The following is an 18,334-nucleotide window of genomic DNA, read 5'->3' on the forward strand; positions in this document are numbered from 1 at the left end:
GGGCTCCTCGTCGGCATCCTGCCCTCCGCCCCCTTCACCGCCGCCACCACCACCCTCGCCCCCGGCGACACCCTCCTGCTCTACACGGACGGCCTGACCGAGGCCCGGGTCGGACAGGGCGAGGACCGTACTGCCCTGTACGGGGACGAAGCGCTTCGCGCGTTCACCGCCGGTCACGCCGGCCGCTCCCCACAGGCGGTCATCGAGGCCCTGACGGGCCTGCTGGACGACTTCGGTGGCGGCCTCGACGACGACACAGCCCTGCTCGCCCTCGGCGTTCCCGCCGTCGGCCTCACGAGGAACAACGTGGAATGAGCCCGCTGCAGATCATCACCCGAGACGCCGTCACCGGTCCCGTACTGGAGATCGTCGGCGAACTGGACTACGACACGGCCGCGGAGCTGCGCGAACGACTCGCCGCGGTCACCCTCCGACCGGGCCAGCGCCTCGTGCTGGACCTGGGGAGCATGCGGTTCTGCGACTCCAGCGGCATCGCCGCACTGATCGCCGCACGCAACCACGCCCAGGCCCACCGGGCGGACGTCGCACTCGCCGCAGTGCCCGCCCACACCCTGCGCGTCCTGCGCGTCGTCGGTCTCGACCAGGTCTTCTCCCTCCACTTCGAGGGGGAAACGGCCGCCGGGACCTGAACCGCCGACCGGATCGCCGGAACACCGCCCCGCTGTCCCAGGGACTACTCCGCTGCCACGATGCGCTCGACGGCAGCGGTCACCAGCCGGTCGCGCTCCGCCTCCGTGAAGACGTCCGGCAGGGTGAGCTGCTCGACGATCAGCCAGTTCAGCGTGAGTATGAGCAGTTTGACGGCCATGGCGTCGCCGGGGAGCCCCGAGGCCTCGTGATAGGCGACGTTGGCGTCGACGTCGGCCCGCACGCGCTCGGTGAGCACCTTGCGCAGTTCGGGACGCCGGGTGGCCTCGAGGCGAAGTTCGAGCAGGGCGAGGTAACCCGTGCGGAAGGAGGCCACGCGTGCGACGAGCTCACGCATCAGTTCCGCGTAGACCTCCCGGTCGCGGCCGGCCGCCCGCTGGCGGGCGATCGTGTCCTCGCCCGGCCGCAGCCGCTCGTACACGCGGGCGCCGGCCTGGGTGAGCAGGCTGTCCCGGCCGGCGAAGTAGTTGGACGCGGTGCCCACGGGCACAGCAGCCTCGAGGTCCACCGCCCGGAAGGTCAGGCCCCGGGCGCCTTCCCGGGCCAGGACCTCGATCGCCGCATCGACGAGGGCGGCACGCCGCTCGTCGTTCCGTCTCACCATCGGCACCACTCCATGCGTAGTACTACGTCCGGACCACGTCGGGCAGAGTACTACCGCCTGGCCGGCGCTTCGCCCCGTACGGGGTCAGAGCGGCCGGAGACGGGTGCGCAGGAGACAGAACTCGTTGCCCTCCGGGTCGGCCAGGACGTGCCAGCTCTCCGTGCCGCTCTGGCCGACGTCGGCGGGCCTGGCGCCGAGAGCGAGGAGCCGCTCCAGCTCGGCGTCCTGGTCGCGGTCGGTCGCGTTCACGTCGATGTGCAGCCGGAGCTTCCCGGCCCGCGGCGCACCGGAGGGGCTGAGGACGATCGTCGGCTGGGGGCCGCCGAAGCCGACGTCGGGTGGCCCGATCTCGATGCTTCCGTCGTCCTCCCGGCCGAGTTCGGTGTAGCCCAGGACCGCACCCCAGAACGCGGCGAGCCGCTCCGGGTCGGCGGCTTCGATGACCAGCTCACTGATGCGGCATGCCATGCACGCAGTGTACGAGGGCGGCCCCGGGAGAAGAGCCCGCGGCCCGCGAACCGGGGAGGGTCGACGGCCCGGAGAGCCCGCCCCCGCGGACCGGCCGACGCGACCGCTGTGATGTCCGGCCCCGTCGACATACGTGGACCGTGGCTTCCGTCGTGGGCTTCGACGTCGAACTGCTCGTCATCGAGCAGCTCGTGCACCGCCCGGTCGTCCGGAGGATCGCCTCCCTGCGGAGGGGGTCAGGCGTCCTGTCGGCTCCGCGCCACCTCGCGGACCCGTCCGCGGACGAGGAACCAGCCGCCGACCAGTGCCGCAGCGATCACCGGCAGGAGCGTGACAGTCGTCCGGCCGACGCCGCCGCCCCACCACATGAGGCACGCCACGCCGACGAGGAACAGCAGGGTGACGATCTGCGTGTACGGAGCCCAGGGCAGCCGGTAGGCAGGCCTGGTCACCCGGCCGTTCCGGGCGCGGTGCCAGAAGACCAGGGAGCAGAGCATGATCATGCCCCAGGTGCCGAGGATGCCGATGGAAGCGAAATTCAGCACGATCTCGAACGCCTGGCCGGGCACCACGTAGTTCAGCGCGACGCCCAGCACACCGAAGCCCGCCGTCAGCAGGATGCCGCCGTAGGGGACCTGCCCCTTGTTCATGAGGCCGGTGAAGCGCGGTGCGCTGCCCGCCAGGGCCATCGAGCGCAGGATGCGGCCGGTGGAGTAGAGGCCGGAGTTGAGGCTGGACAGGGCGGCCGTCAGCACGACCAGGTTCATCACGCCGGCCGCGCCCGGTACACCCAGCTTGTCCATGACGGTGACGAACGGGCTCTGGTCACCGGAGTAGGCGGTGTAGGGCAGCAGCAGGGCGAGGAGCACGACCGAACCGACGTAGAACAGTCCGACCCGCCACATGATCGAGTTGATCGCCCTGGGCATGATCTTCTCGGGGTTCTCCGTCTCGCCCGCGGCGACGCCGCAGAGTTCGACGGAGGCGTAGGCGAAGACGACGCCCTGGATCACGAGCAGCATCGGCAGTGTGCCGACGGGGAAGACACCGGTCTCCGACACCGTCGACAGACCCGGTGTGTGGCCGTCCACGGGATGCTGGGTGACGACGAGGAAGATGCCGACCAGCATGAAGGCGACCAGGGCGGCCACCTTGACGATCGCGAACCAGAACTCCATCTCGCCGAAGTACTTCACCGAGATGAGATTGGCCGTGAGCACCACGGCGAGCGCGATCAACGCGAGGATCCACTGCGGGACGTCGCTGAACATGCCCCAGAAGTGCGCGTACGTCGCCGCGGCGGTGATGTCCGCGATCGCCGTGGTCGACCAGTTGAGGAAGTACAGCCAGCCCGCCGCGAAGGCGCCCTTCTCACCCATGAACTCGCGGGCGTAGGAGACGAAGGCGCCGGACGACGGGCGGTACAGGATCAGCTCACCGAGCGCGCGCACGACGAAGAACGCGAAGACACCGCAGACCGCGTAGGCGATGGCGAGCGAGGGGCCGGCGTCGGCGAGCCGCCCGCCCGCACCCAGGAACAGTCCGGTGCCGATCGCCCCACCGATGGCGATCATGTTGATGTGGCGGGACTTGAGGTCCTTGCTGTAGCCGGCGTCGCCGGCATCCACGTGCGGGGAGCTCGCTGCCGGTGCGGCAGAGGCGAGCTGATCGGCTGCTGTGATGCTGCCGTCACTCATGAGTGGGGTTCGCCTTTGTGAGGGGAAGATGGCCGGTCCCGGCCGGGCCCGTGGGGGAGGGGCCCGTCTATGGCTCGAAGGCACACGGTCAGGAACCCTGTGATTCTGGCAGTGGGGTGGGCCGTACGAAAACAAATCTGAGGTTTTCCAGAGGTTTGAGCCTGGTAAAGCAAATGCCCATGCATGCGGAGGGCGGAGGGCGGAGGGCGGAGGGCGGAGGGCGGAGGGCGGAGGGCCGGGACGGCTGGGAGGCCGGAACGCCCTGGCGTGGCGTGGCGAGGCCCTCACGCGAGACCCGGGCCCGCGGTCCGCGCCCGCACCGGTACCCGCCGCGCCGCCGCGGGCTCGGACGGCTACGGGCTACGGGAGGGGCTCCCGGATCCGGCGTCCGGCCGGCAGGTCCTGATGGACGAGATCCAGGTCAGAGGACGAAGACGCTCCCGGCGGTCTCGGAGTGGTACGTCACACCGGGACGGAGGAGCTCCTCCACCGGTCCCGTGCAGTCGGGACCGGAGTGAACCTCGGCGATGGCGTCGGTGTGGTTGGTCACCGACGACGGGTACCGCTCGACCGGATAGCAGCCGGACGGGTCCTTGTGCTCGGCACCGTTGACGGTGAGCACTCCTTCGGCCGCGTACGCGGAACCGCTGACCGTGAGGGCCAGTACCGCGGCGGCCGCGAACGCCCCGAGGGCCGTGGTGGCGGTAAGTCGTCTCATGCGACTGTCCTTCCGTGTCGCGAGCCGCCTCTGCGGCGCCCCGCTGTCGTCACGCGGAGTATCCCCCGGGAAGCGGAAGGTGAGTCCCGTGGCGACGTGCGGAAGACGGTTTTCCGACGAGCGCGGGCCGCGACTTGCCGGACGGGAGACTCACTTCCGGACCGGACACCGGGACGGCATCGGGACGAGGCGCGAACCGCGCGAGGAGTGTGGGCCGTCCGCGCCGGGGAGTGGCCCGGCGCGGACGACCGTGGGCGGCGGGCCCGCCCCGTCATCCGCTGCTCGGCACCCTCCCCGGACCGGTGCCGTTCGCCGCCGGCTCCGGGTCGGCGGGTGGAGTCGCCGCGCGCCGGGGGAGCAGCAGCGGGGTCGCCAGCAGGAAGACGCCGGCCAGGCCGATGGCCGTACGCGGGCCGAGCAGGCCGCCCAGCACACCCCAGAGGGCCGTCAGCAGCGCGGTCGATGCCTTGGCCGTCACCGCCCAGGCGGACAGTGTGCGGGTGACCCGGTCGGACGCGGTGTACTGGAGGCGGTAGGTGGCGTGGACGGGGTTGAAGACGCCGCAGCAGAAGATGAGTCCCGTCTCGACGCCCATCACCAGGAGCAACCCTCCGGTGCCCGGCCCCAGGAAGGCCAGGCCGACGGGCCACAGTGCGCGCAAGGCCCCGGAGACGACCAGCACCCGGTGCTGCCCGTACCGGGCCACGAGCGGCCGCGCCAGCAGTGAACCGAGCAGCCCGCCGATCGAGGGGGCGGCGAAGGCGAGCCCGTACTGCCACGGTGCGAACCCGAGGCGGCCCAGCATCAGGACGGCCAGCAGCGGCGAGGTGGCCATCACCAGAGCGTTGAACAACGTGGTGTTCCAGAACAGCCGGCGCAGCATGGCGTCCGCGAGGATGAACCGCCAGCCGTCGAACAGGTCCTTCGTGCGCATGCGCGCGACGTCCCGCGGCTCGGGCGGCGGTTCCGTCCCACCCGCCGCGCGGATACCCATGGCCGAGAGGAGGTAACTGGCCGCGTCGGCGAGCACGGTCACCATCGGGCCGAGGAGCCCGATCGCCGCGCCGCCCAGGGGTGGTCCGACGATCGTCGTGGCCCACGCCGTCGACTCGAACCGGGCGTTGGCGACGAGCAGATCATCGGCCGCCAGCAGGCTCTTCACGTACGCGCCGGAGGCGGCGCGGAAGGTGATGTCGGCGCCCGCCACCACCGCCGACACCAGCAGGAGCTGGAGGAAGGTGAGCGCTCCGAGCGCGAACGCCGCCGGAACCGTCAGCAGAGCGGCGCACCGCGCCAGGTCCGCCGCGACGAGCACGGGCCGTTTGCGGCGGAACTCCACCCACGGGCCGAGCGGCACGGCGACGGCCGCGCCCACCGCGGCCGCCACGGAGGACAGCGCGGCGACCTCGGCAGGTCCGGAGTCCAGTACCCGGACGGCGATCAGCGGGAACGCCCCGAAGGCGAGCCACGTGCCGAGGGCACTGGTTCCGTACGCTGCCCACAACCACCCGAACTGCCGCCCCAGCCGCTGCCCGAACGGACGGTCCGGCCCGGTCACGCGTCGCTTGCCCATCTCACCTCGCCCACCCACCCGCACCACCAGTACGGGGCCGGCTGCATACAACCGAGCCCTGTGCACCCGGGTCAAACAACCGCAGAGCCACCTGCCCACAACCAGAGGTTGTTCCCCTAGGCTGGTGGCATGGACCTCGACACCGTCCGGACCTTCGTCACCGTCGCCGAGGCACGGCGGTTCCAGGAAGCCGCCACCGAGCTGGCGATCACCCAGCAGGCCGTGTCGAAGCGCGTCGCGGCGCTGGAGCGGGGCCTCGGGGTGCGGCTGTTCACCCGCACTCCACGCGGTGCCGAGCTGACCATCGACGGGCAGGCGTTCCTGCCTCACGCGCGGGACATGCTGCGGGTGGCCGAGCGCGCGGTCGCGTCGGTGCGCCCCGGCACGCGTCCGCTGCGCGTCGACGTGATCGCGTCACGGGGTGCGGCGTCGGGCGTGATGCACGGCTTCCACCGCGCCTGCCCCGACGTCGAACTCGACGTGGTCATGCTGCTGGACATCGAGACGGCCGTCTCCGCCATCAGGTCCGGTGCGATCGACGCCTCGTTCCGCGCCGTCGCCGCCCCCGGCCGGCCCTTTCCCGACGACATCGCGAGCGCCCGTGTCCTCGACGAGCCTCTCGAGCTCCTCACCGGCCCCGCCCACGCGCTGGCGGGTGCCCGGTCGGTGACCGTCGCCCAGCTCGCCGGGCACCGGATCTGGATGCCCGGCATCAGGCCCGGAACCGAGTGGGCCGCCTACTACGACGACCTCGTCTCGGAGTTCGGGCTCACCATCGAGGCGACCGGACCCAACTTCGGCTCCGACGTACTCCTGGACACAATCGCCGACACACCGGCGCTGGCCACCTTCATGGGTGGCCGGACCCGTCTCGTCCGGCCCGCCGGCCACGGCCTGCGCCGCATCCCCGTGACCGATCCCACGCCTGTCTACCCGCACTCACTCCTGTGGCACCGGGACAACCCCCACCCCGCCCTGGCGACGCTCCGCGCCCACCTCGCCGCCATGACCCCCGGCCACGACACCGCCGGGACCTGGACGCCGGGCTGGGTGCTTCCCGACTGAGCTGGGAGGCGCTGTCCCGCCGAGCGCCGAGAGGCCTGCGAGGACGAGCGGCCGGCCGGCGGCCGCCCCCGTCCTGCGACCTCCCACGCGGGCCCCGGCAGGACGGGCACCGACGGCGGCCGACGGCCCTGGGCCGGGCCGTGCCGTCCCCGGTGGTCTCAGGCGCCCGGGAGGAAGAGGCAGAAAGGATGGCCGTGCGGGTCGCGGAGGACTCGTACATCCTCCTGGGGCTGATGCTCCTCCAGCGTGGCGCCCAGGGCGCACGCCCGTGCCGTCTCCGCCTCCAGGTCGTCGACCCGCAGGTCGAGGTGCGCCTGCATCTGCTGTGTGCCCGGCAGCTGAGGCCAGACCGGGGGAGTGTGGTCACTCTCCAACTGGAAGCTGAGGCCGGGACGTTCCTGTTCCGGAGCTCTCAGCCGGACCCACTCCGGTTCACGCTCCACCTCCTCCCAGCCGAGCAGGGCGCGGTAGAAGTCGGCCAGTGCGGGCGGGTCGGGAGTACCGAGGACAAAGGCGCCGAGTGTCGTCGTCATGACTCCAGCGTTGCCCCGGTGCCCGCCCTCATGCATCCGCGTCCCACGCCCCGACGCGTCTCCCGGCAGCCCCCGCCCGGTACGGCGGCGCCCGTGCCGTTCCTGGGCAGACGGCGCAGGCGGACACTTCGCCCGGTCGCATGAACGCGCCCATCGTGGGCATCCGGAAGGTCCACCACTTGGAGGCATCATGACCATGACGCAGCAGGGACCCGCATCGGGGACGGAGGAGAGACCTTGCGTCACCTGCGGAGTAAGTGGGACGAACACGCATCCGGAACCGGCCGAAAGTGCCCGCGAACGCGTCAACCGCCGGTGGAACGAGCTCCTTCAGGAAACGCGCGTCGCTCAGACGGGTGTGCAGATCCTGTTCGGCTTCCTGCTGAGCGTGGCCTTCACCCCGATGTTCCATGACCTGGGCACCTTCGAGCGTGCCGTCTACGTCACCACCGTGGCCCTCGGCGCGACGGCCACCGCCTCGCTCATAGCCCCCGTGTCCATCCACCGCTTCCTGTCCGGCCAGCGCATGAAGGACGAGGTGGTGGAGGCTGCCGGCCGGCTGATGATCTGCGGGATGGTGCTGCTCGCCCTCACCATCGGGTGCACGCTTCTGCTCATCCTCTACGTGGTGGTGCCGGGGCCGCTCGCCATCGCGCTCGTGGGTGGCGTCATGGTGTGGTTCTGCCTCAGCTGGTACGTGCTGCCACTGCTGCTTCGCCGACGTGCGACCCGGCGCCCTGACGACCGGTGCGAGCACGAGACGCCGGGCACTTCCTCCTAGCCCCGAGCCCCGCGGTGCCGACAAGCACATTCGCCCCGCGGCCGTCGGCGCCGCGGGGCGAAAAACGTTTCGGCGGGGCCGTCCTGCGCGCCTCGGGCCGGTCAGCGGTGTTCGCGCGGGACGGCTGACGCCGCCCAGGCTCCCGCGCCGCCCGCCCGCAACGCCTCTCCCGCCCGGCGAACGGCCGGGGCGCGCTGCCGACGTCGATCAGCGCGCCCGGACTACAGGACCCCACGCGGTCGGTACGACTTCCGGCCGCCAGCGCCCGGACCGCGGATTCCCGTCCGCGGCTCACCGCTGGGGGGCGGCAGCCTCCTCGACGCCGGCCCTGACCCGCAGGACTGCGCCGGCACCGGTGATCTCCAGGAGGCGCCGGAGCTGGGGCCCCGGAGCCGCCACGGTCAGGGCACCGGTCCGGTGGGTGAGGATGAGCAGATTGAGCAGGGACGAATCCGCGAAGGTGATGCCGGAGGCGTCCAGGACCACGTGCGGATGAGCCTCGGCCGCGGCGGACAAGGCCTCCGCCAGGGGTGGGACCGAGTCCATGTCGCAGGGACCGTGTGGAGCGACGACCCAGGCCCCGTGCCGTGCGTACTGCACCACCACCGGGCGTACCGGAACGCGCGGCCGGCCGGTCGTGCGCACGCTGGTCGTGCCGGCCCCACCCGCGCACGTCGTCGTGGCGGTCTCGCGCTTCGACACTTACGGACCCTCCTGCGCTTACTCATGCCATCAATTACACGAAAAGTATGTCACGTAGTCGATTACCGGCAAGCGTCTCCCCCTAAAATGGGGACATGCCTGGAGCACCCGAATCCCACACCGGATGGACGTTCGTCACCAACCACGCGCGCGTGCTGGCAGCCATCGCCGACGACCCGCACGTCCGCATCCGCGACATCGCCGCCCACTGCCGGCTCACCGAGCGCGCCGTCCAGCGCATCATCTCCGACCTGGAGCGCGCCGGTTACCTCTCCCACACCCGTGAGGGGAGGGCGAACACCTACCGCATCCAGCCGGACAAGGTGCTGCGGCACCCGGCGGAGGCCGGTCTCTCCGTCGCGTCGCTGCTCTCCCTGCTCGTGCAGGACGAGAGCGACCACGGCAGGAAGCCGGTCTCCCGGTAGCCACGCCCGGAAGCCGGGAGAGGTTCAGTGCGGCGTCATGGCACTCTCCGGCGCTTCGAACCACTGCTCCAGCGCTTCCGGCAGTCCGGCCGTAGGCGTCCGTGCCTCCGGCCCCGCGTCGGCCGCCCAGGCCGTGAAGCCGTCCGGGCGCACCAGGACGGCCGCCAGTTCCGGACGTGACGGGCAGGCCGCGGTCAGGACGCCGACCCGGCCGGCGTACCCCGCGGCCACGGCGCGGACCGCCGGGTCGTCGGTGAGGTCGAGCAGGAGCGCCCGGCCGTCGTGGAGGTGGTCGGCGAGGCGCCCGCCGTCGGCGAGTACGAGGTCCGGGGCGCTGCGGCCGGTCAGCGGGTGGCCGCCCGGAAGGTCGTACCGCACGCCCGCACTGTTGAGCCGGGCGGTGAGGTGGGTCGTACCCGCCACCGTTCCCGCCATCTCGGTGAGGATCTCACGCAGGGCCCGCGACTGCGGGTCGGGACGCATGGCCGCGACCTGCGACCGGGTCCAGTCCAGGATGCCCGCGCCGACCGGATGCCGCTCGGTGGTGTAGGTGTCCAGCAGGCTCTCGGGAGCCCGTCCGCCGATCACCGAGGCGAGCTTCCAGCCCAGGTTCATCGCATCCCCGATCCCGAGGCTCAGCCCTTGGCTCCCGAAGGCGGAGTGCACGTGCGCGGCGTCGCCCGCCAGCAGAACACGGCCCCTGCGGTACTCGGTGACCTGGCGGGCGTGGTCGGTGAAGCGGGTCGCGGTCCGCACCGCGGCGACGGTGACGTCCACGCCGGACACCCGGCGCAACCGCGCCTGGAGGTCCTCGGCGGTGACCGGTGACTCCCGGTCGGCCGGCGGGCCGTCGAACTCGACGGTGACGACGCGCCCCGGCATCGGCCCGTAGGCGTACACACCGAGGTCCGTCGCGGTCCAGCCCACCTGCAGGTCCTCGGCGCCCGTCATCTCCACGACCGCCTGGTGGCAGGTGATCTCGGGCTCCGTGCCGGGGAACGCGAACCCCGCGCACTTGCGCACCGCACTGCGCCCCCCGTCGCAGCCCACGAGCCAGCCGGCGCGTATCACCCCGCGGTCCGTCCGCACGATGACCGCCCCGGCCTCCGTGTCGAGACCGGTCAGCTCCACTCCCCGGCGCACGTCGGCGCCGAGCTCCCGTGCCCGCTCCCCGAGCAGCCGCTCGATCACCTGCTGCGGTACGAGAGCGACGTCGGCGGCGGGTCCGGCGTCGGCCAGGCCCGGCGCCGTACGGTCGACCAGGTCGGCGCGCAGCATGATCCCGGCGAAGTGCCCGACGAAACCGAGACCCCGGCCCGGTGCCCCGTCCCCGTACGTGCCGTCGCGCTCGCGCATGAACGCGTGGAAGCGGTCCATCGCCTGCCGCTGCACCTCGGCAAGCGCGGGCAGCATGCCCCGCCGGTAGAGCGCCTCGGCGCCGGGCGTGGTGATCGCCCCGCCCTTGATCGTCGAATCCACTTCCGTGAGGCGCTCCAGGACAGCCACCCGCGCGCCTCCGAGCCGGAGTTCACAGGCCAGCATCAGTCCGACCGGGCCGCCTCCGGCCACCACTACGTCATAGTCCATGGCAACACTATGACGAGGAGTCAAAACGGGCCTCACACCGCCCTGAGCAGCCACAACGGTCGCCACCATGTCAAGGGGCGACACCGGGTGGAGAGCGGCGGGCGAGCCGTCCGCCCGCCACCCGCCCCGGTCGGCGCACCCGCCCGCGGAGCCACCCGTACGAAGAGGTACCCGGCGGCCGGCGCCGAACGGCGTGCGTACCGCTGGACCGGCGACCGCGGCCAGCCGGCGGCCCGGGCACCCCTCCCCGCACGTGGGGGCGCGAGCCCGCTCTCACCGATCGGCTGCGTGGTCCGGCGACCAACCGTGGTGGACCAGCTGGTCCGGGCCGCCGCGCGTCGCGCCGGGAGGGTAGCCGGTGAACGCGCTGCCGCCCTGGGCGTACGGCAGGTAGTGCGCGGCTTCTTGCTGGCCTGTCCCGGAGTCGACGGCCGGGGGCTGCCACGCATGGTTCATGCCCGCGCTCGGCCCGAGGGCACGCTCGTAGTCGTGGACCATCCGGGAGGAGGCGGAAGCCTCCGCGGACCGCCGGTGGCGGCCCCCGTCGCGGCGTACTTGCACGAGTCGACCCTCGGCGTACAACTGCTGCGCGCGGGTGACCAGTTGGGTGAGCCCGATGCCGAGCTGCGAGGCGAGCGTGGCGGCGTCCACGCCCTTGTTCCAGCCGTCCACGAGGAAGGAGTCCCGGACGCGTGACCAGTCCTCCACCCGGGGCCCGGCGGTCGCCACTCCTGTCGGCCGGCGGGGTGGCGACTGTTCGAGGCGGGGCGCCGGGACGGGGGCCCGCGGGGAAGCCGGACGTGCCGCGACGGCGGGGCTGCTGTCGGCGGCCGCGGGCGTGGAGTCACCGTCGCCGGTGGCCACCTCCGACTCCCCGCCGGTGTCCGGGGCGTCGGCCGGCGCTCGCGTGAGCAGCGCACCGGCGAGCGAACGGGCGTCCGTCTTGCCCACGGTACGCCGGGCGAGCCGCACCTCGCGCTCGTTCAGTCCCAGCAGCTCTGCGACAGCTGCATCGCTACCCACAGTGACGGCGAAAGCGGCAAGAGTCCTTGCGCGTTCCGCTTGGGCGCCGTCGAACACCGACTGGGCCTCGCGTACTCGGTCGTCCGCACCGCAGAAGGCGTCGGCCAGAACCGCATGCCGCCTCCACATCTCCCTGGCTTCCACGGTCGATCAACGCCGGAGCGGCTGAATAGCACCTGTCAGAAGGCCGGAACAACCCGATTGGACCTGCGAAGTCACATCGGCAGAAGATAGTGCAGGAGCATGTTCCCGACCGTTCGTGCTCTTGCGAAGAGCCGGCCCCTCCTCCGGCGGCCGTGCTGTCAGAGGGTCAGGATGGCCTGCAGATGGAGCATCCGCAGCGTCCGCTCCGTCTCCTCCTGGTGATGCCGGTAGGAAGTCAGCCGGAGCCACTCGGGATCCGGCATGCCGGGCAGAGCGTTGCCCCGAGCCGCCCAGCGCCTGAGCAGTTCCTCGTAGATGGGAGCCTCCTCCCGGCCGGGAAGAGCTGCCGAAACTGCCGCCCGCGGCCGCGACACGGGGCGGTTCTCAGCAGCCCGAGGGGTGGGGAGCCCTTGTGCCCGTCTCGGCGGGGGCGCCCACGTGAGGGACAGATAGCCGGTGCCCGCCACCGTCGGAGCGTCAGATGTACTCATGGCGTGAGAAACGAACGCCCGCCGCACTCGTCACTGTCTGCGTGACCGGCCAGCACGGCGGGGACCCGCGAGTGCCGGTCGCTGCGGCCGGGGCCGCCGCTCGTGCGTCCTGAAGTCGTGAGCCGGTGAGCCGGTGGGCCGGCGGTCAGGAGGGAAGCCCTCCGCCTGTACCCCGTGGGGTGGAGCCGGCCGGGACGGACTCCACCTCGCGGGGTAGGGGTTCGGTCCGGATGGACGACTTCTCGGCGTGCCCGATCCACAAAGGGGGGGGCATGACGCCGAAGATCCTGCGCCGGCCCCCGTCGGCCGGTGATACCGAGCGGCCCGTTCCCCGTCGGGTGGCGACCCTGGCCTACGCGCTTCCTCTGTTACTGCTGCCGTCGTGTCTGTGGCGGTTGCCCTTCGTCCCGCACTTCGACATGGGGCAGGTCCAGGAGGACGGCATGCCGACCTACTGGATCAGCATCCCGTACGTCCTCGGGCTCAGCGTGCTGCCGGAAGCGCTCGCTCTCCTGACCACCGGACTGGTCAGGGGCTGGGTCGAGGTGGTGCCGCGCTGGATCCCGTACATCGGTGGCAGACGCGTCCCGCCCATGGCGGCCACCGGCCCGGCCGTCCTCGGCGGCCTGATCCTCACCCTGCTGTTCACCGCCGTGCCGATCGGCAACGGGCGAAGGATCGCCCTGTACGGCGTCATCGACACCGTCGCATACACCGACGACGCCTGGCAGGTGCTCGCTACGGTGTGTGTCACCCCCCTCGCCGCGTGGGGGCCGGTCACCATCGCTCTCGCGGTCGCCTACCACCGCCGCCGCCCAATTCCCGCCGTCACCGCTTGAGGCCGCCCGGCCGAACACCTGGCTGCCGGCACGCCCCGGCCACCGCGAGGCCGCCCTCGCCGAAGCGCGGACCCGCGAGTACCCGCGTGGTACCGCTCGTCCGGAAGCTTTGTGGCGGCAGGTCAGCCAGGCCCGAACGCACCTCCTGTGCGGCGCGGCATGGGACGAGCTCCCCGAACCACGTGCCCGTGGCGGGGTCCGTCGCGGCGTGCCGGGCCTCTCCGGCAGCCACACAGCTCCCGCTGCCCGGCTCGCGCAGGCATACCGGACCACTTCAGTGTTCCTCTCCTGGAGACACGCTAAAAACTGTGCCGCTCGTAGTAGACATTGGATGGTGGTGTGGTTATGGTTTCTCACGTAGTCAGGAAAACAGCAGGGCCCGGCAGGGACGAACTGCCGGGCAGCGGTGAACGAAGTACGCAGGTCGGTGCGGTGGTGGAGTTCCGAAGCCGGGTTTGTTGCAGGAAGGCGACGGGACTGGCGGCCGGACCGGGCGGCCCGCGGTGATCAGGGGCCGCCGCACAGCAGTGGGTACGACCCGACGGCAGCAGTGGTTCGGTGGGTCCTCGGTGAAGGCGTCGGCTGCCGGCGCGCGCACCGGGCAGTTCGGCAGTGGTGCTCCGAGCTGGAGCGGACGCGGTAGGAACGCGGGCCGTCTGCCGAAGAAGGTGGTGCTGGTCCAGGCCACCGGTTGTCCGCAGTGCCGGTCAAGCACGTGGCCGGTACAGAGGAAGAGACGGAGGAGTGACACGCCATCAGGATCGCCCGGGCGGACGTCGTGAGCCCGGGTACCGCAGGACATCGACAGTGAGGTGGTCTCCGGTCAAGCAAACGCGATCCCCGCGCTCCCGACGACATCTCCGTCGGGGCGGCGGAAGAACAGCGTCGGCGCCTCGCCAGGGCCGCCGGCAGATGGTGTAGCAGTCCCTTCGGGCCCCGGTGGCGCTCAGCACCGGGGCCCCTCCACGTTCCACTCAGCAGCGAAGTGGCCCGAAGTCCGGTCCCCGCGCCGTGGACACGTGTCTCCTCAGGCCGGTCAGGCCAGGATTTCCACGTAGCCGTCCGCCCCGTGCACACGGATCGTCTGTCCGTCCCGGATCAGCCGGGTGGCCTGACCCACGCCCACGACGGCCGGCAGGCCGTATTCACGTGCGATCACGGCCCCGTGGGTCATCAGGCCGCCCACCTCCGTCACCAGGCCGGCGATCCCGACGAACAGCGGGGCCCAACTGGGATCCGTGAACGTCGTGACCAGGATGTCGCCCGCCGCCAGGTCGGCCTGCGCCATGTCATGGATCACCCGGGCTCTGCCCGTGACGGTCCCGGCGGAGACCGGCAGGCCGGTCAGGGCGCCCACCGGTACGTCGTCGCGCCGGTAGGACCCGGTCACGGCCTCACCGTCCGATGTGAGCACCCGCGGCGGGGTGAGCGCGTGGTACGACCTGAACGCGTCCCTGCGCCGCTGGACGAGCGGGTCGTCCACCTGCTTCGTCCGCACCACGTCCCGGAACTCCTGGAACGTGAGGTAGAAGACGTCCTCCTTCCGGGGAAGCACGCCGGCCTCCACGAGGCGCTCGGCCTCTTCCAGAAGGGCCTGCTTGTAGACGTCGTAGCGGCTGACCACGCCGTACTTGGGATACTCCCGGTACCCGACGAAGGTCCTGACCCGGTCGATCATCCGTTTGGTCTCGTCGGCCTTCCGGTCCCCGTCAGGCAGGGCCCGCACGCGTGACAGCACGTCCTGTTCCTTCGCCCACGCCTTCTGCCGCCCTTGCTCGAAGCGCCGTCCGGCGGCTCCCGGCCCGGAGTTCCGGACGTGGTCGAGGATCACCGGAACGAGCGTCGAAGGGCGCTCGCGCCAGCGCGGCCTCGTGATGTCGATCTCTCCGACGCAGCGCATCCCGTACCTGCCGAGGTACGCCTCGATGGCGTCACGCGCTTCGGTTCCCCCCGCGACCTCCCCCAGTTCCTCCAGGAAACCGTCATCCTGCACGCCCCGCAGAAAGGCGACCACTTCCGGTCGGGGGCGGATGACGTCCGCGACGTCGAGCAGCGCCAGCCCCATCTCGGAGGTGACGTTGTCGGGCGCGGACAACGTGAGCGTGTCCGCCGCGTTCTTCTCGCCCAGCCACTCCCGCAGCCTGTCGTTGAGCCACCACGTGGCCTCCATCCCCGCCATGATCACCCGAAGGCTCAGCGGATCACCGAGGATGCGCTTGTGTTCCGTGAAGGCTTCCAGCAGGAAGTCGAACAGCGCCGGGCCGGTCTTCGTCCGGATGGTGCGGCGCAGGTCGGCGAGGGATGCCTGGTTGCGTTCGATCAGCTCGGTGACGACGGCCGGATCGGTCTCGATCGGGGCGGGCGCACCGGGGGCGGGGGGCCCGGCGGGACGGTCGTCCGGGAGCGGCAGGACGAAGTCGTCGCGGCCGAGCACCGTCTCCAGCGCGTCCCTGTAGAGCGGATCACCCTTGCCCACCATGTCCAGGAAGCCGGCGCGGCTCGCGGGCGAGGCCAGACGCCGGGTGGCATCGACGAACAGCCTCCCGCCGGCCTCGTGCATCGGCGCCATGGCCGTCAGCTGCCAGACGGACACGCCCAGGGGCTTCATGGGGTCGGTCATCATCTGCTGGTGCCCGACGGAGAGATAGACGTGATTGTCCCGGTCATCCACCTCGGGGACGGGGAACAACGTGGTGATCGGCCGGCTCTGCACGAACCGGAAGTCGTCGTCCACCAGGCACCATTCGACGTCCTGCGGGCTGCCGAAGTGGGCCTCGATGCGCCGTCCGAGCTCCACCAGCCGTACGGCCTGCGCATCCGTCAGCGCCGGCTGCTCCTGGTCCTGCGGGTCGACGGCCACCTCCCGTGTGCCGCCGGCCGGCAGGGCGTGCACGGCACGCCGCTTGGAGGCGATCGTCCTGGCGACGACCCGGCCCCCGCGCACGGTGAAGACGTCCGGGTTCACGGTCCCCGAGACGAGGGCCTCGCCGAGACCGAAGCCGGCGTCGACGGTGGCGACCTTCCGGTTGCCCGAGACGGGGTCGGCCGTGAACATGACGCCGGCTGCCTGCGGCAGGACCATCCGCTGGACCACCACGGCCATACGTACCGTCCGGTGGTCGATCCCGTTGCGCCGGCGGTAGACCACCGCCCGCTCGGTGAAGAGCGAGGCCCAGCACCGGCTGACGTGCCGGAGCACCGCCGCAGGGCCGACGATGTTCAGGTACGTGTCCTGCTGGCCGGCGAAGGACGCCGTGGGCAGGTCCTCCGCCGTAGCGCTGGACCGGACGGCGTAGGCGGCTCCTTCGCCGGACCGGGCGAGTGCCCGGGTGATCGCCGCCGCGAGGCCGTCCGGCACCGCCGCCTCTTCGATCGTCCGGCGGATCCGTGCGCTGAGGGCGCTGATCCCCTCCCTGTCGTCCACGTCCAGGCACGACAACTGATCGAGCTGGGTCTCGATCAACGGCGCCTGCGCCATGACGCGCCGGAAGGCTTCCGTCGTCACGCAGAAGCCACCTGGGACGCGGATGCCCGCGATCCGCGACAGAGCACCCAGGTGTGCGCCCTTCCCTCCGACGATCGCGCCCTGGGTCTCGTCAGCGTCTTCCAGATCCCACACGTACTGCTCGATCACGGTGATACCTCCCGGACAGCCGACATGCGTCGTGCTGCGTCGTACTGCGTCGTCCTGCGGTGTGCCGGTCGGCTCGCCGGCACCGCGAATTCCGTCGGACACCGATGCCGAGGGGATGCCCCGGCCCGGGTCTTGTCCCGCCCGTACGTCAGGGCCGGAGCCCACCCGGTCGGGCGGAAGCCCGCCCCCGCCCGCTGCCGGGCACCGGCGACCGCACCGTGGGATCCACCCCGGACCCGACATGTGCGCGCCCCCGCACCTGGACGACACGCGTCACAGCGCTCTCATGTCCCCAGGCCGTGGGCACCGGCCGACGATTCTGCGCCATGACCCGGGCCTTGCGGCAAGCCCCCCGGAGCGCTGTATGTTGAGAGTGGCAAGGAGTATCACTCCTTGCCTTCGCCTTTCCGGACGCACGGGTTCCCGGACGCACGGGACCGGGCGTCACGACGACGTACGACGGCGGTGTGCCGCGTAGGGCACGTCACCGATCCTGACGAACACGCGCCGATCCTGACGCACACACACCTCCCAGGCCCCGGCGACCACATGCGTGCCGGCCACGACCGCCGCCGTGACCGGCCGGAGGCCGCACCTCCCGGCCGTTGTTCCGCCGGATCGGCCTCACCGGTAACCTCCTTCGTCATGACGCGTGCCTGGGTCCTGCCGATGTCGTTCGTGGGTTGCGGAGTGCTGCTGGCGACCACGTCGGCCGTGAGGGGGGAGACCGGTTCAGCTGTCGCGCAGCTGCTGGTCTTCGTCCTGCTCGCGGGCGTGCTCTCGCCGCTGGCGTTCCCACGGTCGGTCGGTGCCGTCGAGGCGCAACGCCGCAGTGCGGTCGACGGCCGGCCGGTCGTCTACTGGCGGGCGGGCTGCACGTACTGCCTGCGGTTGCGCCTCAGGCTGGGCCGCAGTGCCCGCGGGCTGCACTGGGTCGACATCTGGCGGGACCCGGCCGGAGCGGCGGCGGTGAGGGCGGCCAATGACGGCGACGAGACCGTCCCGACCGTCGTGGTGGCGGGCCGGCCGCACGTCAACCCCGATCCGCGATGGGTGCGGGAGCAGCTTCCCGCCTCCACACGGTGAGAGGGGGGCTTCACCCGTCGCGGGCCCACACGCCCGGCAACGAGCCCGGCCTCGCCCCCGGACGGCAGGAGCGTGCGCCACGGCCGGTCGAGCCCGCCGCGGATGCCGGTAGGAGGGCCGACGCCATCAGCGCCCTGGAGACATGGCCGCGGCGGCGTGCCTCCTTTCCCGCTCGACGGCGGACCCGGCCCGACCACACGGCTCGCCCGCCCGTGCTCCGCGCAGCGCCACCCGGTGCCTCGGCGTGCGCCGGCGGTGATGCGCCAGTCGGCGGGGGACGTCCGGGCGATCAGGC

Annotated in this window: 18 protein-coding genes; 7 read left to right on the top strand and 11 right to left on the bottom strand. The window is 71.8% G+C overall.

Annotation, left to right across the window (positions count from 1 at the left end; genetic code table 11):
- Positions 1-315 (top strand): SpoIIE family protein phosphatase (locus ABZ371_RS14000; RefSeq protein ID WP_358678163.1); only part of this gene is annotated, 315 nt, incomplete at its 5' end.
- Positions 312-650, top strand: a complete 339-nt coding sequence (locus ABZ371_RS14005) for an STAS domain-containing protein (RefSeq protein WP_358678166.1) — start codon at positions 312-314, stop codon at positions 648-650. The genes ABZ371_RS14000 and ABZ371_RS14005, both read left to right, overlap by 4 nt.
- 44 nt (positions 651-694) lie before the next feature.
- Here the strand turns inward: ABZ371_RS14005 and ABZ371_RS14010 are convergent, their stop codons facing one another.
- The 5 genes from ABZ371_RS14010 to ABZ371_RS14030 all read right to left on the bottom strand — a co-directional run bounded on the left by ABZ371_RS14010 (position 695) and on the right by ABZ371_RS14030 (position 5,729).
- Positions 695-1,273, bottom strand: coding sequence for a TetR family transcriptional regulator (locus tag ABZ371_RS14010; protein ID WP_358678169.1), 579 nt, complete (start codon positions 1,271-1,273; stop codon positions 695-697).
- 84 nt (positions 1,274-1,357) lie between these two features.
- Positions 1,358-1,741 carry a VOC family protein gene (locus ABZ371_RS14015; protein ID WP_358678172.1) on the bottom strand — a complete coding sequence of 128 codons (384 nt, stop codon included), beginning with the start codon at positions 1,739-1,741 and terminating at the stop codon, positions 1,358-1,360.
- A 236-nt stretch (positions 1,742-1,977) separates the two neighbouring features.
- Entirely contained in the window at positions 1,978-3,438 is a 1,461-nt protein-coding gene (locus ABZ371_RS14020) for an amino acid permease (protein WP_358678175.1), read from the bottom strand.
- 421 nt (positions 3,439-3,859) lie between these two features.
- On the bottom strand, positions 3,860-4,156 hold the full coding sequence (locus ABZ371_RS14025) for a hypothetical protein (protein ID WP_358678178.1): 297 nt from the start codon (positions 4,154-4,156) through the stop codon (positions 3,860-3,862).
- Between the two features lie 271 nt (positions 4,157-4,427).
- A complete protein-coding gene (locus ABZ371_RS14030; protein ID WP_358678181.1) occupies positions 4,428-5,729 on the bottom strand; it encodes an MFS transporter in 1,302 nt (433 codons plus the stop codon).
- A gap of 129 nt (positions 5,730-5,858) precedes the next feature.
- Between ABZ371_RS14030 and ABZ371_RS14035 the strand changes: the two genes are divergently transcribed.
- On the top strand, positions 5,859-6,794 hold the full coding sequence (locus ABZ371_RS14035; protein ID WP_358678184.1) for a LysR family transcriptional regulator: 936 nt from the start codon (positions 5,859-5,861) through the stop codon (positions 6,792-6,794).
- Positions 6,795-6,952: 158 nt separating this feature from the next.
- Here the strand turns inward: ABZ371_RS14035 and ABZ371_RS14040 are convergent, their stop codons facing one another.
- Positions 6,953-7,327, bottom strand: a complete 375-nt coding sequence (locus ABZ371_RS14040) for a VOC family protein (RefSeq protein ID WP_358678187.1) — start codon at positions 7,325-7,327, stop codon at positions 6,953-6,955.
- Between the two features lie 196 nt (positions 7,328-7,523).
- On the opposite strand from ABZ371_RS14040, the gene ABZ371_RS14045 reads away from it, so the two are divergent.
- Entirely contained in the window at positions 7,524-8,108 is a 585-nt protein-coding gene (locus ABZ371_RS14045) for a DUF6328 family protein (RefSeq protein ID WP_358678210.1), read from the top strand.
- Between the two features lie 291 nt (positions 8,109-8,399).
- Here the strand turns inward: ABZ371_RS14045 and ABZ371_RS14050 are convergent, their stop codons facing one another.
- A complete protein-coding gene (locus tag ABZ371_RS14050; RefSeq protein WP_358678213.1) occupies positions 8,400-8,708 on the bottom strand; it encodes an STAS domain-containing protein in 309 nt (102 codons plus the stop codon).
- 197 nt (positions 8,709-8,905) lie between these two features.
- On the opposite strand from ABZ371_RS14050, the gene ABZ371_RS14055 reads away from it, so the two are divergent.
- Positions 8,906-9,235 (top strand): helix-turn-helix domain-containing protein, encoded by a 330-nt coding sequence (locus ABZ371_RS14055; protein ID WP_358678190.1) that lies wholly within the window; start codon positions 8,906-8,908, stop codon positions 9,233-9,235.
- Between the two features lie 24 nt (positions 9,236-9,259).
- Here ABZ371_RS14055 and ABZ371_RS14060 read toward each other — a convergent pair whose 3' ends face one another.
- The 3 genes from ABZ371_RS14060 to ABZ371_RS14070 all read right to left on the bottom strand — a co-directional run bounded on the left by ABZ371_RS14060 (position 9,260) and on the right by ABZ371_RS14070 (position 12,363).
- Positions 9,260-10,822: an FAD-dependent oxidoreductase gene (locus ABZ371_RS14060; RefSeq protein WP_358678193.1), complete on the bottom strand. Its 1,563-nt coding sequence runs from the start codon at positions 10,820-10,822 to the stop codon at positions 9,260-9,262.
- Positions 10,823-11,095: 273 nt separating this feature from the next.
- A complete protein-coding gene (locus ABZ371_RS14065) occupies positions 11,096-11,845 on the bottom strand; it encodes a hypothetical protein (RefSeq protein ID WP_358678196.1) in 750 nt (249 codons plus the stop codon).
- Positions 11,846-12,147: 302 nt separating this feature from the next.
- The gene (locus tag ABZ371_RS14070; protein ID WP_358678199.1) at positions 12,148-12,363 is read right to left on the bottom strand and encodes a hypothetical protein; all 216 of its coding nucleotides are present in this window, start codon (positions 12,361-12,363) and stop codon (positions 12,148-12,150) included.
- Positions 12,364-12,752: 389 nt separating this feature from the next.
- Here ABZ371_RS14070 and ABZ371_RS14075 point away from each other — a divergent pair, with 389 nt between their 5' ends.
- Positions 12,753-13,319, top strand: coding sequence for a hypothetical protein (locus ABZ371_RS14075; RefSeq protein ID WP_358678202.1), 567 nt, complete (start codon positions 12,753-12,755; stop codon positions 13,317-13,319).
- Positions 13,320-14,355: 1,036 nt separating this feature from the next.
- Here ABZ371_RS14075 and rph read toward each other — a convergent pair.
- On the bottom strand, positions 14,356-16,953 hold the full coding sequence (gene rph / locus ABZ371_RS14080) for a rifamycin-inactivating phosphotransferase (protein ID WP_358678205.1): 2,598 nt from the start codon (positions 16,951-16,953) through the stop codon (positions 14,356-14,358).
- Between the two features lie 645 nt (positions 16,954-17,598).
- Here rph and ABZ371_RS14085 point away from each other — a divergent pair.
- Positions 17,599-18,039, top strand: a complete 441-nt coding sequence (locus tag ABZ371_RS14085; protein ID WP_358678207.1) for a glutaredoxin domain-containing protein — start codon at positions 17,599-17,601, stop codon at positions 18,037-18,039.
- Positions 18,040-18,334 lie beyond the last annotated feature (295 nt).

The sequence above is a fragment of the Streptomyces sp. NPDC005899 genome, assembly GCF_040629645.1.
In the GTDB taxonomy this organism is placed as follows: domain Bacteria; phylum Actinomycetota; class Actinomycetes; order Streptomycetales; family Streptomycetaceae; genus Streptomyces.

Bases quoted from the DNA above. Each gene is read 5' to 3' on its own strand.
- ABZ371_RS14005 (WP_358678166.1), top strand. From the start codon at position 312: ATGAGCCCGCTGCAGATCATCACCCGAGACGCCGTCACCGGTCCCGTA.
- ABZ371_RS14010 (WP_358678169.1), bottom strand. From the start codon at position 1,273: ATGGTGAGACGGAACGACGAGCGGCGTGCCGCCCTCGTCGATGCGGCG.
- ABZ371_RS14015 (WP_358678172.1), bottom strand. From the start codon at position 1,741: ATGGCATGCCGCATCAGTGAGCTGGTCATCGAAGCCGCCGACCCGGAG.
- ABZ371_RS14020 (WP_358678175.1), bottom strand. From the start codon at position 3,438: ATGAGTGACGGCAGCATCACAGCAGCCGATCAGCTCGCCTCTGCCGCA.
- ABZ371_RS14025 (WP_358678178.1), bottom strand. From the start codon at position 4,156: ATGAGACGACTTACCGCCACCACGGCCCTCGGGGCGTTCGCGGCCGCC.
- ABZ371_RS14030 (WP_358678181.1), bottom strand. From the start codon at position 5,729: ATGGGCAAGCGACGCGTGACCGGGCCGGACCGTCCGTTCGGGCAGCGG.
- ABZ371_RS14035 (WP_358678184.1), top strand. From the start codon at position 5,859: ATGGACCTCGACACCGTCCGGACCTTCGTCACCGTCGCCGAGGCACGG.
- ABZ371_RS14040 (WP_358678187.1), bottom strand. From the start codon at position 7,327: ATGACGACGACACTCGGCGCCTTTGTCCTCGGTACTCCCGACCCGCCC.
- ABZ371_RS14045 (WP_358678210.1), top strand. From the start codon at position 7,524: ATGACGCAGCAGGGACCCGCATCGGGGACGGAGGAGAGACCTTGCGTC.
- ABZ371_RS14055 (WP_358678190.1), top strand. From the start codon at position 8,906: ATGCCTGGAGCACCCGAATCCCACACCGGATGGACGTTCGTCACCAAC.
- ABZ371_RS14060 (WP_358678193.1), bottom strand. From the start codon at position 10,822: ATGGACTATGACGTAGTGGTGGCCGGAGGCGGCCCGGTCGGACTGATG.
- ABZ371_RS14075 (WP_358678202.1), top strand. From the start codon at position 12,753: ATGACGCCGAAGATCCTGCGCCGGCCCCCGTCGGCCGGTGATACCGAG.
- ABZ371_RS14085 (WP_358678207.1), top strand. From the start codon at position 17,599: ATGACGCGTGCCTGGGTCCTGCCGATGTCGTTCGTGGGTTGCGGAGTG.